The 14,141-nt window shown below is 43.8% G+C and carries 10 protein-coding genes; 3 read left to right on the forward strand and 7 right to left on the reverse strand.

Annotation, left to right across the window (positions count from 1 at the left end; genetic code table 11):
* Positions 1 to 11: 11 nt before the first annotated feature.
* Positions 12 to 3,362, reverse strand: a complete 3,351-nt coding sequence (locus tag DWW91_RS23310) for a TonB-dependent receptor (protein ID WP_233584562.1) — start codon at positions 3,360 to 3,362, stop codon at positions 12 to 14.
* Between the two features lie 1,440 nt (positions 3,363 to 4,802).
* On the opposite strand from DWW91_RS23310, the gene DWW91_RS23315 reads away from it, so the two are divergent.
* Positions 4,803 to 8,093, forward strand: coding sequence for a S41 family peptidase (locus DWW91_RS23315; RefSeq protein ID WP_122329065.1), 3,291 nt, complete (start codon positions 4,803 to 4,805; stop codon positions 8,091 to 8,093).
* A gap of 116 nt (positions 8,094 to 8,209) precedes the next feature.
* Here DWW91_RS23315 and DWW91_RS23320 read toward each other — a convergent pair whose 3' ends face one another.
* The 5 genes from DWW91_RS23320 to DWW91_RS23340 form a co-directional block, all read right to left on the reverse strand.
* Positions 8,210 to 8,806 carry a hypothetical protein gene (locus DWW91_RS23320; protein ID WP_122329066.1) on the reverse strand — a complete coding sequence of 199 codons (597 nt, stop codon included), beginning with the start codon at positions 8,804 to 8,806 and terminating at the stop codon, positions 8,210 to 8,212.
* 25 nt (positions 8,807 to 8,831) lie between these two features.
* A complete protein-coding gene (locus tag DWW91_RS23325) occupies positions 8,832 to 9,458 on the reverse strand; it encodes a lysine exporter LysO family protein (RefSeq protein WP_007655883.1) in 627 nt (208 codons plus the stop codon).
* On the reverse strand, positions 9,455 to 9,733 hold the full coding sequence (locus DWW91_RS23330; protein WP_007655885.1) for a LysO family transporter: 279 nt from the start codon (positions 9,731 to 9,733) through the stop codon (positions 9,455 to 9,457). Before DWW91_RS23330 ends, DWW91_RS23325 begins: the two co-directional genes overlap by 4 nt.
* A gap of 80 nt (positions 9,734 to 9,813) precedes the next feature.
* On the reverse strand, positions 9,814 to 10,134 hold the full coding sequence (locus DWW91_RS23335; RefSeq protein WP_122329067.1) for a hypothetical protein: 321 nt from the start codon (positions 10,132 to 10,134) through the stop codon (positions 9,814 to 9,816).
* 18 nt (positions 10,135 to 10,152) lie between these two features.
* The gene (locus DWW91_RS23340) at positions 10,153 to 10,407 is read right to left on the reverse strand and encodes a sigma factor (protein WP_010801407.1); all 255 of its coding nucleotides are present in this window, start codon (positions 10,405 to 10,407) and stop codon (positions 10,153 to 10,155) included.
* Between the two features lie 165 nt (positions 10,408 to 10,572).
* Between DWW91_RS23340 and DWW91_RS23345 the strand changes: the two genes are divergently transcribed.
* Complete coding sequence (locus DWW91_RS23345) at positions 10,573 to 12,831, forward strand: GH92 family glycosyl hydrolase (RefSeq protein ID WP_122329068.1); 2,259 nt, start codon at positions 10,573 to 10,575, stop codon at positions 12,829 to 12,831.
* Positions 12,832 to 12,841: 10 nt separating this feature from the next.
* Positions 12,842 to 13,162: a YbjQ family protein gene (locus DWW91_RS23350; protein ID WP_122329069.1), complete on the forward strand. Its 321-nt coding sequence runs from the start codon at positions 12,842 to 12,844 to the stop codon at positions 13,160 to 13,162.
* A 37-nt stretch (positions 13,163 to 13,199) separates the two neighbouring features.
* Here DWW91_RS23350 and DWW91_RS23355 read toward each other — a convergent pair whose 3' ends face one another.
* Entirely contained in the window at positions 13,200 to 14,009 is an 810-nt protein-coding gene (locus DWW91_RS23355) for an alpha/beta hydrolase (RefSeq protein WP_122329070.1), read from the reverse strand.
* Positions 14,010 to 14,141: the final 132 nt, after the last annotated feature.

Here is a 14,141-nt window from a genome sequence, read left to right on the forward strand (position 1 = left end):
TCATTAAATGATTAGAATGTAAGATTTATACCGCCGGAAATCATACGGGGAATAGGATAAGCAGTGAAACCGCTTCCACCTATTTCCGGATCAACACCCGGAAAATCTGTAATCGTCAATAAGTTTTCAAAAGAAGCAAACACACGCAAATTACTGATATAAGCCTTCTGAACCCATGATTTCGGCAAAGTATAACCGATCTGCAATGTTTTCAATTTGATATAAGACGCATTATAAAGATTACCGGTATTGGCACGATAAGCACCATTTTCATTACCTATACGCGGATACATAGCATTGACGTTCGCATTCGGGTCAGCAGCCGGATCATAATTCGGGTCAGTTGCAGCCAACATAGGATCGCAATAGTAGAAAATATTACGGGCATTACGAGCAACAATTGTTCCTTCTTGCCAACTACTGCTACTCATGGAGTTAAAACCACGTTCGTAAATGTAATAATACATACCGGCATTACCTGCCCAAGTCATATTTAAATCGAATCCTTTCCATGCAGCCGAAAGATTGATACCATAAGTGAATTTCGGAGTTGAAGATTTTCCAGTAAAGACACGGTCATTAGCATTTGAACCATAATAACCATCTCCATTTATATCGGCATACACCAATTCACCATACCACAAGCCGTTGTTTGCACCTACGCTTTGTCCGTTAAAATCGTAGACTTTATTGCCATCTGCATCCCGATAAGCCAACATTGCCTTTACCCAGTCCAAATCAGCTTTAGTACGAATCATACCGTCACGAGGCCCTCCGTTAGGATCAGGAGTCACACCGTCTGCCAAATAAATATTACCATTTCCCTGATGACGTTCCCAAATATAATACTCATCAAACATATGGTCTTCTACACGAATCGTATTGCCGCTGATATCAGCAACATCTCCACGATTAGTCACAAACGAACGATTACCGTCGGCATCTGTTTCCCAACCTTCCTGATATTTACCTTTGTATTTTACGATCTTATTTTTATTATACGTTAAATTGGCACTGACACTATATTCAAAATCTTTGATACGGTCAGCCCAACGCAAAGTAAATTCCACGCCTCGGTTTCTCATATCCGACGTATTGGTAGTAGGTGCACTCACTGTACCCATCGTCATATAAACGGAAGGAGAAGCCAGAATACCTTTTGTGGTACGCGAATACCAGTCTGCTTCCAATGTCAAACGGTTGTTTAATACGCCTACATCAAGTCCTATGTCTGTAGATTCGCTGGCTTCCCAACGAAGATTCGGATTAGCGATCTTACCCTGACGCAAACCGTCGAATACATTCTCTCCGAAAGAATAATTCACACCGCCATACGTGGCTTGCCATTCATAGTAACCGGAAGTCGTATTCCCCAGTTTACCCCAAGAACCACGCAACTTCAAGTTGGAAATCGTACTCTTTACGCTTTCCATGAACGGCTCTTCGCTGATACGCCATGCAGCAGAAAATGAAGGGAAAGTACCCCAGCGAGAGTCCGGACCAAAACGAGACGAACCATCACGACGGAAATTGGCTTCGAACAAATAACGATTCTTATAGGCATAATTCAAACGACCAAAATATGAGATAACGCCATAATCTTGTTGAGCAGTTCCTCCCACTGTCGGTTCCAGCAAATCCATAGCAGCCGTAAAATCAGGTAATGAGAGATCCAGCAAACCGGTACGAGTCGCATTAAATCCCTTCACATTCCAATAGTATTGTTCTGTACCAAGGAGAACTCCCAAATCATGGTCGCCAAACGTCTTATTATAATTCACCGTTCCGGTTATCGTACGATTCCAATAACGAGTAGTAGAACGTTTAGTTGTAGCCTGCGAGCTACTAGTCCCCGGATACAATTCACCATTACGGAAGTTCATTTTATCGATACAATTGCTCCAAGTAGCTTCTTCATTAAACAACGTTTGATAGTTATAGCGTCCTTCGGCAGTTAACCCGTCAATAATCTTCACACGCGCAAACCATGTCGTGTTCAATCGGGTATCATCATAAGAACCTCCACGACTCATCACGGTAGCCAGCAAGTTGTTGCTAGAAGATCCGTCAACAGAAACGCCATACTTACCATTATAATAAGGAGTCATGTTCGGTGTATTCTGGAACATATACGAGAAGCTCGTATTACCCGGTTCGCGACTCTGGAATGTGGCATACGTCTGAGTACCTACGGTCAAGAACTTCGTGATTTCAGTCTCCACGTTGACACGTCCGGAATAATTCTTCAAGCCGGTATTATCCAATGTACCGGGGTTATCCAGGAAACCAAACGAAAGCAAATAGTTTGTATTACTGCTGCTACCGACAACCGACACATTATGTTTTTGCGACGTACTGGGCAAAAACATCTCATCCACCCACTGCGTACTCGGATAAGCTAACATATTAGCTACGCCATAAGGATTATCCGTTCCATACGGATCACTGGCGGCCTTTACTAAACCTTCTCTCCACTCATCGATATCAGCTTGTGTATATTTGGTACCGGCCTCATAGTTGCGGTTCGTATTCCAACGATTCGCCATTTCCATATACTCAGCAAAATTATCCTCGAAACGAAATGCCTTACCGCTCATCTTTGAATTAGTGACAAGACCCGAATAAGTTATTTTAGGAGCCTGACCTTTTTTCCCTTTCTTGGTCGTGATCAAAATAACCCCGTTGGCACCACGTGATCCGTAAATAGAAGCGCTGGCTGCATCTTTCAAAAAAGAAATAGATTCAACATCATCACTGTTTACAGATGACATACTAGCCTCGGAACCGTCTACTATCACCAACGGAGAAAGGTAACTACTGTTGAAAGTTCCGATACCACGCATACGAATACTGGAACCGTCACTACCCGGTTTTCCGGAACTTTGACTTACGGACACACCGGCTGCCAAACCAGATAAAGCATTCGACAAGTTGGTCGTCGCACGGCTCTCTAATTTTTCTGCCTGCACGGTAGCTACCGCTCCCGTCAGATTAACTTTCTTCTGCACACCATAACCTACCACTACTACTTCATCCAGTGCTTGTGAGTCTTCTTGTAGTGTAACTTTCCCTTTGGCAACTTCGGATGCTTTGATCTCAACCGTTTTAAAACCAATGCTACTAATGACCAGGATGTCATTGGGATTTGCTTCAAGGGAGAATTTCCCGTCAATGTCTGTAACCGTACCGTTTGTGGATCCTTTCACAATCACATTGGCGCCGATCAAAGGTTCATTCATCCCTCCGTCAAAAACTACACCGCTAATGGATTTTTTCTGTTGCGTAATAGATACCTCTGATGTATTCGCGCGCACAAAAGGTGTAATTGTTGAAACAGGAAAAGCAAATGCAATTAAAAGCAAAGAAAATCGATTTTGCTTTAAAATAGATTTGTAATTCATGTGTTTTTTAAGTTTAATATTAATATATATAAAGTTACTAAGTTCTAGAAGAACTCTGTCTGTTTATTCATTAGTACATAATAGAATGAGGCTTACTATAAGATTTTTATAATATATAAAATATTGAAATTCAAAACATTATTATTCCTATTAATTTCAACACTGAAGCTATAGTATGTTTAAGGAAATTGTGAGGCTTTATTATTTAATATTAATAGAAATATAGTAATTCGTGTATCTAAATTTTGAAAAAATGCTCATCTGGTTCTTTCGTATACAATGTTCTAATATAAGATAACAATTCACCATAATTCATGAACTTTGTTAATATACAGCCTCTTAGTATTCTGTTAATTTTTTATTCATGGACAATAAATGCACCAATATTAGACAAAAATGTATGTTGACATATCATGCTGTACGTTATTTTTGCAACTGTTCTGTTTTGTTCCAAAATAAAGACAGAGTTCTTCTAGAACTATGGCGGTTATTAACCTTATTTCTCATGCTTTATATTAAAAAAGCAAAATCCTCATTATCAATAAATAACAAAACTTCAACCATTAACATAACTTTCAGATCTCATGAGCTGCAAACAATACTCTATCTTATTGTTTGCAAATAATAAAAAAATTAAATGCGTCAACCAAATACAATATCAGAAATAGACTCACCGATAGAAAGCCAAGAGTAAAAAACAGGCTCATAAAAGTTTTTACAACTTTCGGAGTCACGTCTTCATTTAAATGATTTTACAGTATGATATTCAATACACACTTGGGTGACGCCGAATATAAAAAGCGACTTCACCTCTCCAAAGCCAAGGTGACGCCGGGAAAAAAGGTAGCGCCCCCCTCTATACAAAGATAATCAAAGGGTAATAATCAAAATAGTGAAGAGTGACACCAAAATTCATAAAAACATAGATTGATATAAATTAGCAGGGAATGGTAAACGGATGCCTACCCGTTCACCATTCCCTGCCTATCCGTTGGAAAAAAGCGCAATGTTTTTCCAGGAATACATACGGCTTTTCTCTATACCCCGGCAGATCATACCCTATAATGTACATACCGATATCCTATATTGTATCGGTATGTACATTATAGGGTATAGTAGACAAATCCATGAGGATAGACCTTTAATAGGTGTTCACCCGATATGGACGACTTAGTTGTGCCATTATACCAGTACTACTATGTCATCTTGCTAGCATAGTAGTGTCAGTACCATTAGCTCTACTGTGTGAAGGTGGGTGACACTATAATGCTACCAATTGCACCTTTTATTCTCATTTTTCAGGGTTCAGCTTTAAAGTTTCAGTAAAAATTTACCGAAGTATTATTAAATATGACATTTGTATAAAAATAATCTCGTATTTTTACGGAAATTAATAAACGCATGAAAAAATTACTGATCTTAACATCGGCCCTTTTACTGACTGGGTCGGCATTTGCAGAGAACGATCCGCTATGGATGCGCTATCCGGCAATATCTCCGAACGGGGAAATGATCGCCTTTACTTACAAGGGGGATATCTATACCGTTCCGACAACAGGTGGTAAAGCTACCCAGTTAACAACCCATCCGGCCCACGACACACACCCTGTCTGGTCGCCCGACGGAAAACAAATCGCATTCGCTTCCGACCGCAACGGAAACTTCGATGTGTTCATTATGAACAAAGAAGGAGGTGCCCCTACGCAATTGACCGTACATTCGGCAAACGAATATCCGGAAACATTCAGCGACAACGACCATGTCCTTTATTCAGCTTCTATCCAGCAGGATGTAAAAGACAGCCAGTTCCCTTCTTCCCTGTTCGCCCAGATCTATCAGGTCGGCACCCAAGGAGGACGCCCGGAATTATTCTCCTCGCTGGCTATGGAAAACCTGGCATTCAGCAAAGACGGAAAACAAGTATTGTATAACGATTTCAAAGGATATGAAGATCCCTGGCGCAAACACCACCAATCCTCCATTACCCGCGATATCTGGTTATGTACATTGGATAATGACCGTACATTCAAAAAGATTACCTCTTTCCGTGGAGAAGACCGCGATCCGGTATGGTCGCCGGACGGAAATGCCTTTTACTATCTGAGTGAAGAAAAAGGCAGCTTCAATATCTTTAAGAATGACTTGACCGGCAAGAACGGCAAACAGATAACAAACCATACGACACACCCGGTCCGCTTCCTGACTTCCGACAAGAACGGTACTTTGTGCTACGGTTACGACGGTGAGATTTACACGGTCAAAGAAGGCGGACAACCTGCTAAAGTAAAGGTAAGCATCATCTCCGACCAGACCGAAAATAATCTGATCCATCGCCTGATGTCGAGCGGGGCAAACAGTATTGCTGTCTCTCCGAACGGAAAAGAGGTTGCCTTTATCGTACGGGGAGATGTATATGTGACATCGGTTGAATACGAAACGACCCGCCAGATCACCGATACGCCGCAGCAAGAGCGTAATATAGATTTCAGCCCTGACGGTCGTTCATTGGTTTACTCGGCCGAACGCGGCGAAACATGGGGCATTTATCAAAGCAGCCTGGTTCGTAAAGACGACAAATATTTTACTTACGCACAAGAAATCAAGGAAGAAGCGCTGGTAGTTACCGACAAAACGTCTTTCCAGCCTACTTATTCTCCTGACGGTAAAGAAGTGGCATTCCTGGAAGACCGTACCACTTTACGCGTCATCAATCTGAAAAGTAAACAGGTACGTACTGTTTTGGATGGTAAATACAACTATTCGTATGCCGACGGCGACCAGACTTATCAATGGTCACCCGACAGTAAATGGTTCCTGGTACAATATATCGCTATCGGCGGATGGAACAATAAGGATATTGCCCTGGTAAAGGCAGATGGTAGCGGAGATATTACCAACCTGACCGAAAGCGGATACTCTGATGGTGATCCGAAATGGGTACTTGATGGCAAAGCGATGATCTGGTCGTCCGACCGTGCCGGTTACCGCAGCCACGGCAGTTGGGGTGCACAGGATGATACCTATATCATGTTCTTCGATGCCGAAGCATACGACAAATTCCGCCTGAGCAAGGAAGAACTTGCCCTAGTTGAAGATGAAGAAAAGGATAAGGACAAAGACAAGGATAAGGATAAGAAAGACGATAAAAAGGAAGATAAGAAAGATTCCAAAGCCAAAAAAGATGACAAGAAGAAAGATGATAAAGACAAGAAAGACGATGCGGACAAGCCTGTCGAACCATTGAAATTCGATCTGGAAAACCGTAAAGACCGCGTCATCCGTCTGACTATCAATTCTTCGAATATGGGCGACGCCGTGCTGACACCGAAAGGAGACAAACTCTACTATTGTGCAGCTTTCGAAAGCGGTTACGACCTGTGGGAACGTAACTTCAAGGAAAATTCAACCAAAATACTGATAAAAGGTGTCGGTGGCGGAAGAATGTTTGCCGACAAGAAAGGTGAGAACCTGTTCCTGGTATCCGGTGGCCAGCTGAAAAAGGTGGAGATCAAAGACAGCAAAACCAAAGGTATCCCCTTCAAGGCTGAGTTTTCTTATCGCCCGCCGCAGGAACGCGAATATATTTTCAATCATATATGGCGTCAGGTGGAAGACAAATTCTACGATCCGACGATCCATGGCATCGACTGGGAAGGATACAAAACAGCATATGCCCGTTACTTGCCGCATATCAACAACAATTACGACTTTCAGGAAATGTTGTCCGAACTGTTGGGCGAACTGAACGGTTCACATACAGGTGCCCGGTATTATTCATCGTCATCCGCTCCGGCTACAGCCTGCCTGGGTGCATTCTACGATAACAGCTATACCGGCGACGGATTAAAGATTGCCGAGATCATCGCCAAAGGGCCGTTGACATTGGCTGATACAAAAATCAAACCGGGTTGCATCATTGAAAAGATCAATGAGAAACCTATCAAAAGTGGTGAAAACTATTATCCGTTACTGAGCGGTAAAGCCGGAAAGAAAGTATTGTTGTCCGTCTACAACCCGGCAACAAAAGAACGTTTCGAAGAGCAGGTGAAACCGATCTCTTATGGCCAACAATCTAACCTGCTGTACAAACGTTGGGTAGAAAACTGCCGCAAGAAAGTGGATGAACTGTCCGGCGGCAAGATCGGATATGTACACGTTAAAGGCATGAACAGTGAAAGTTTCCGCGAAGTCTATTCCGAACTGCTGGGACGTTGCCGCAACAAGGAAGCGGTGATTGTGGATACCCGTCATAACGGCGGAGGCTGGTTGCACGATGACCTGGCAACCTTGCTGAGTGGTAAAGAGTACCAACGTTTCATGCCGCGCGGGCAGTATATCGGTAGCGATCCGTTCAACAAATGGCTGAAACCGTCGTGTGTACTGGTTTGCGAAGACAACTACTCGAATGCACATGGTTTCCCTTGGGTATACAAGACGTTGGGTATCGGTAAACTAATCGGTGCTCCCGTCCCGGGAACCATGACTGCCGTATGGTGGGAATCACAGATCGACCCGTCCATCGTATTCGGTATTCCACAGGTAGGCGTTCAGGATATGCAAGGTAATTACCTGGAAAACCATGAACTGCAGCCGGATATCGAAATCTACAACACACCGGAATCACAGTTGAAAGGCGAAGACCATCAACTGGAAGAAGCGGTAAAAGTAATGTTGCAGACAGTAAAGAAATAAAAATCAGAACATAAAAAAGGAGGTTGCATCAAAGTTTTTATTGATACAACCTCCTTCTTTTATACCCGCTTTATACCCGACAAACAGGTCGCTATTACAGATAAACAGAATAACGATTAATCCGGTATAGCCGTGCGGGAAGACCGAAAATCAAGTTTTTTGTATTTACCCTGCATTTCTTCGTCAGTTTCTTCCTTGTCGTTGGTGAAGAAAACAGGGGAGTTCTCGAAATGCCATGTTCCGACATAGTTCAATGTATTTTCGGCAACAGAAAATTTGAACAGGACTAATTCATCGGGACGTTGTTCTTTGCTTTTTATTTTCCGTTCGGTTTCCTGAATGGAATCTTCCCCCTTATAAATAGGTTCCATATAAGAGCGGCCACCGTACCATTTGCTTTCGGTCCACCAATAATTCAGGATTGCATACGTCCCCGGTTCGATCAGGTAACAGAATTGATTTTCTTTCGAAGTCTTAAAGGTCGACTTCACCCGGAAGACAAGCACCTCGTTCGTTTCAATATTTATCAGCCGGATATCCTGAGGATAACCGCCACTTTTGAATTTCTTCAGTCGCTGAACAAATTCACCGTAAAAAACAGCTTGTCCTACAGGGATAGGGCCATCCGCAGCCGACTTTTCCAGTCTTCGTGCCGGTTGAGCGGTTACACCGAATGAGATTATCAACAATAAAACGATCAGTAAGTGCTTCATAAAGGTTCCTACTCCATTTATTAATTTACATCGAACAGAAAAAAGAAACAAAGAACGGTACCGTAAAATCGACCAAAATGCCGTGAAAGATAGAAACGAATACCAGATCCTTTCCTGAATAACGCGTAATGATCGGTAATGTTGTATCCATCGTCGTGGCACCGCCGGCACAGATAGGAGCTAATCGCCCAAAATACTTGACAAACAACGGGGCGCCCAGCAAAGCCATAATCTCACGGATGATATTGGCGATCAATGCGATTGTTCCTAACTCCGTCGCCATCTGTACACCCAGCGACGCCTCTTTCAACTCCGTAATCAGGATAGAAGACAATGAGTAATAGGCAAAACCACTTCCTACCGCCAGGCAATCGAACACACTCCATTTGGTAATCAGTAAACTCACCAAAGCCGACGCCGTCAGCGTCCCGATAATAGTTGCCAACGGAACCAGCAACAGCTTGGGACGGATACTGCACAATATATCTTTCAACTTCTTATCACTCCCGATACTCAACCCGACCTGAAACATCAGCAGGTAAAGTACATACATGGTGATATCGTTCTTAACGACCACCTCCGGCAGATACCCGCTCCATCCGAGAATACAGCCCAAAGCGAAGAATCCGACTACAATCAGACTCCCTTTCATTCTCTCCTCCTTTCCTTAAAAAAGAAATGATAGACTCCCCAGGCGGCTAAAACACTTCCGGTCGTTCCGGCCAGGGCGATCAGGAAAGCCTGTCCGCCTAATGTTGTCAGGTTGTTTACAATAGCATCGTTGGCCCCCACCGAAATACCCAGCAGGAACAACAATAGCAGGATCGTATAAGAAATAGGTTTGCCTATCTTTTGCAGCAGTTCGACTTTGCGCAACAGATATCCTACGGCGATACCTCCGAACATGATTCCGATTACCGTGAACATAGTTTGTTATTTTTCCGCAAAGGTAACAGAAAGAGCCTTGCAGAACAAATCCGCAAGGCTTCATATTAAACACAGCAACATTACAACATAAAAGAAGATGTCAGCAAGAGGATCGTCAAAAGAACCAGTATGACCAACCCCAAAGCCGAAAAAGAATAAAACAGACGGAGGCGGCGTAGCTTTTTTTCCCGGGTGATCTGCTGTAACACCTTCAAGTCAAACTCTTTCCCTAAAGGCGGCAATGTCTCTGCTTCCGGTGTCAGAAACCATGCCTTATAAGGACGCAACTCAAGCGGTAATGCGTCTGACGAGAAAAAGTGGCGTAACTCCCGTTCTTCTTCAATCGTGGTCGCACATTCCCAGTATTTGTCTAATAACGATGTAATACGGTTATAATCCATATTATTTCTATAAAAGAGTTATCTGACGGTAAAACATTCTGTCCGCTTCCGCTGCAAATTAATTGTATCCAGCGCCATATTACGTGTCACCATCAGGCAATAAGATGGAATGTCCTCTATCACAATCCAGGCGGCACGCTCTCCCCAGACCTTCAACATCACGTCCTGAACGATCTGTTCGGAACGCTCTGCATTTCCGGTGATCCTGTAAGCAACCCGCAACAGGTTGTCTTTTAAAGGCAGTATCCTTGTTATGAACTCATCTGTTTTCATCTCTGTTATATTAGACGAGACAGCCTGGTAAAAGGTTGCAGTTTTTTGTGACTTTTTTATTCATAAAAGGAAAAAGACCTGTATATAGTTCTTTTTCATTATATTTGTAGCTGTGCTAATTAAATAGTTTTAGTCCGCTAATTTTAAACTAAATCAAAATAAACAGTGAAGAAAACGATCTTATTCTTTCAGGTAGTCTTAGTTTGCCTGCTGGTAGGATGCAAGCCGGCTCCCAACAGTGGGTTATTAAGTGATGAAATCAAGTATGTCGACCCGTTCATAGGAACCGGATTCCACGGTCATACTTTCCCCGGTGCCACCCGCCCGTTTGCGATGGTACAGGTCAGTCCGGATACGCATATCATGGGTTGGGATGCCAGCAGCGGTTACCATTATGACGACCGCGAAATCTATGGATTCAGTCATACGCACCTTTCCGGTACCGGTATCGGCGACCTGGGTGATGTGGCTCTATTGCCTTTCTCCGGAGGCGATTCGATCAAACCGGTCGGACTTTTCAATAAAGATACCGAAAAAGCGACTCCGGGTTATTACGCCGTACGTCTGGATAACTTCGGTGTAAACGTGGAACTGACGAGTACCGACAAGGTCGGTTTTCATAAATATACTTACGATAATCCCAAAGACCGCCGCGTTATGCTCGACCTGGGACATATCCTGCAACCGAACTGGGGACACAAACTGGTAGACAACAGTTACCTGTTTGTTAACGACTCGACGGTAGAAGGTACAGTACGTACACAGGGATGGGCACATTTCCATTCGGTTTCTTACCGGATCACTTTCTCTGAGCCGATCGAAACCGTTTACCAATATATCGGGGGCAAATTACGCCAGGATTCTTTGTTCCTGCGCATCAATACGGAAGAAGACCTGAAATTCCATTATAAGTTCCCGGAAAAAGCAGAACCTCTGTACGTAAAGGTTGCCCTTTCCATGGTTGATACTGACGGAGCCGAAAAGAATCTGGAAGCAGAACTTCCGGGATGGGATTTCGAAGCAACCCGCATCAAATCGGCTGAAATATGGAACGATGCCCTGAACGCAATCGAAATTCAGAGCGCTGACCCGACCGTAATGGTCAACTTCTATACGGCATTATATCATACGATGATCGCACCGTTCGCCTATCAGGACGTAGACGGTCGTTATCTGGGTATGGACAAAAAGGTGCATAAGGCGGAACCGGGATACGTTAATTATTCCGTATTCTCCCTGTGGGATACTTTCCGTGCCCTTCACCCGCTGATGACGATCATCAATCCGGAACTGGCTGCCGACTGGGGTAAAGTGTTGGTACAAGGATATAAAGAAGGTGGTATTCTTCCCAAATGGCCGCTGGCTTCAAGCTATACCGGCTGTATGGTCGGCTACCCGGCTGTATCTGTCCTGGCTGACCTGGTTTCCAAAGACCTGGCAGACGGTGACCTGAAAACATGGGCGGAAGCCGGTGCCCGTTCTTCCGTATACCGTGAAGACCTGGCAGAGAAGTTCAAAGGGACACGCGAGTTGGATCTGATTACCCTCCATCCGTACTTCAAAGAGAAATATGGCTTCGTTCCTGCCGACTCTGTTCCCGAATCCGTTTCATGGGGACTGGAAATGGCTTACGAAGACTGGTGTATCTCGCAGATCGCAGCCAAAGCAGGACTGGATTCATTGGCTCAGGCTTATGCTGCCAAAGGAGAATATTACAAACGTTATCTGGACCCGGAAACAAAAATGATGCGTCCGATCATGAGTGACGGTTCATTCCGTACACCGTTCAATCCGCGTTATTCGGCTCATATGAGAAGCGATTATACGGAAGGAAATGCTTTCCAGTGGAGTTTCTTTGCTCCGCACGATATGGACAACTTCATTGCTACCATCGGTGGCAAGAAAGAACTGGAAACACGCCTAGATACCTTGTTTACTACCTCTTCACAGGTTGACGGCGAACATGCATCCGGCGACATCACCGGCCTGATCGGCCAGTATGCCCACGGAAACGAACCGAGCCACCACATGGCTTACCTGTATAACTGGACAGATTCCCCATGGAAAGGCCAGGAACGTCTGGATTATATCATGCGCGAGTTCTATACAAACAAGCCTGACGGTATCATCGGGAATGAAGACTGCGGACAGATGTCAGCATGGTACGTAATGAGTACCCTGGGATTCTATCAGGTTGCTCCCGGTATTCCGGTTTACACATTGGGCCGTCCGATGGTAGATCGCGCCTTATTTCACGTAAAAGGCGGCATTTTCGAGATCGTGGTTAAAAACAACAGTCCGGAAAACAAATATATCCGGACGGTTACTTTGAATGGAAAGGAGCTCGAAACCCCGTTCTTCTCACATGCCGAGATGGCGAAAGGCGGCAAACTCGTATTTGAAATGACCAATACACATCCATAAAAAGAAAATTATGTTACAGACAACAACAAACAACATCGAAGGGAAAAAGATTACCCAATATTACGGGATCGTTTCCGGTGAAACAATTATAGGAGCAAACGTATTCAAAGATTTCTTTGCCGGAATACGCGATATAGTAGGCGGACGAGCCGGTTCATATGAAAGCGTATTGCGTGAAGCAAAAGAAACGGCTTTACAGGAAATGAGCCAGCAGGCTGCACGAATGGGAGCCAATGCCGTTATTGCTGTCGATCTGGATTATGAAACTGTAGGAGGAAGCGGAAGCATGCTGATGGTTACAGCTGCCGGTACCGCAGTTCGATATGAATAAAATTACGGATGGGGGGATAAAAGTCCCCCATCTGTTTCTATTCCCCTAAAATTCTTCTGACATGGTTCTTTAGTATATGAAAAGCCGGTGCCGCCATCGAGCCATGATCGTATCCATCCAATTCATAGATATAAGTCTCTTTATGCCCGGCCACCTTCATCATTCTCCAGAAATAAGCATTCTCTTCATAACGCCCCAACATTTCCATTTCGCGGTCGCCTGATACAATAATCAAAGGAGGAGCATCCGGACGCACATAATAAAGCGGAGCAAATTCATCGATACTGGGTTGCGTTTCCTTCATTCCCAGCGATTCCCGATAGGCAAAATGGCTGATAGCATGTCCACTGAAAGGTATAAGGGCAGCAATTGAATCTGCATCTATACCGTAAACCTGCAGCCATTTCTTATCCAACCCGATCATATTTGTCAGATAACCGCCCGCAGAATGTCCGGATACAAATATCCGCTGCCGGCTACCGCCATATTCTTCTATTGTTTTAAATGTCCAGGCCACTGCCGCAGCCGCGTCATCAATACAATCTTTAATCGAACATTTAGGCAATAAGCGGTAATTGACAGCAACGACAGCCAAACCACTATTCTTTAACTCTTCCGGAATAAACTTACTTCCACCGGATAAACCACCACCGTGGAACCAAACAACCGTCCCGAAGTCCTTCCCGTTTTCAGGATAATAGAGGTCCAGCTTGCAACGTTCCAGACCATACGGGTCACCTGTAGTCCGGTAAGGGATATCTTTTACTACAGCATAATTAATACTCTCCTGTGCAGAAAGAATAGCAGAGATAAAAAAGAAAACAAATAAGATATAAGACTTGATCATAAAGCATTGATTTTGGGACAAAGATAAATGATATTATTATAAATAAAAAAGGAACCAACCTTTCGATTGATTCCTTTCATTGTTTGGAGTTCTTGACTCTAAAACGGCGGCTATCTACTCTCCCACTTTTAC

This window comes from Parabacteroides sp. AF17-3, assembly GCF_003635445.1.
Lineage (GTDB): Bacteria > Bacteroidota > Bacteroidia > Bacteroidales > Tannerellaceae > Parabacteroides > Parabacteroides goldsteinii.

Bases quoted from the DNA above. Each gene is read 5' to 3' on its own strand.
- DWW91_RS23315 (WP_122329065.1), top strand. From the start codon at position 4,803: ATGAAAAAATTACTGATCTTAACATCGGCCCTTTTACTGACTGGGTCG.
- DWW91_RS23320 (WP_122329066.1), bottom strand. From the start codon at position 8,806: ATGAAGCACTTACTGATCGTTTTATTGTTGATAATCTCATTCGGTGTA.
- DWW91_RS23325 (WP_007655883.1), bottom strand. From the start codon at position 9,458: ATGAAAGGGAGTCTGATTGTAGTCGGATTCTTCGCTTTGGGCTGTATT.
- DWW91_RS23330 (WP_007655885.1), bottom strand. From the start codon at position 9,733: ATGTTCACGGTAATCGGAATCATGTTCGGAGGTATCGCCGTAGGATAT.
- DWW91_RS23335 (WP_122329067.1), bottom strand. From the start codon at position 10,134: ATGGATTATAACCGTATTACATCGTTATTAGACAAATACTGGGAATGT.
- DWW91_RS23340 (WP_010801407.1), bottom strand. From the start codon at position 10,407: ATGAAAACAGATGAGTTCATAACAAGGATACTGCCTTTAAAAGACAAC.
- DWW91_RS23350 (WP_122329069.1), top strand. From the start codon at position 12,842: ATGTTACAGACAACAACAAACAACATCGAAGGGAAAAAGATTACCCAA.
- DWW91_RS23355 (WP_122329070.1), bottom strand. From the start codon at position 14,009: ATGATCAAGTCTTATATCTTATTTGTTTTCTTTTTTATCTCTGCTATT.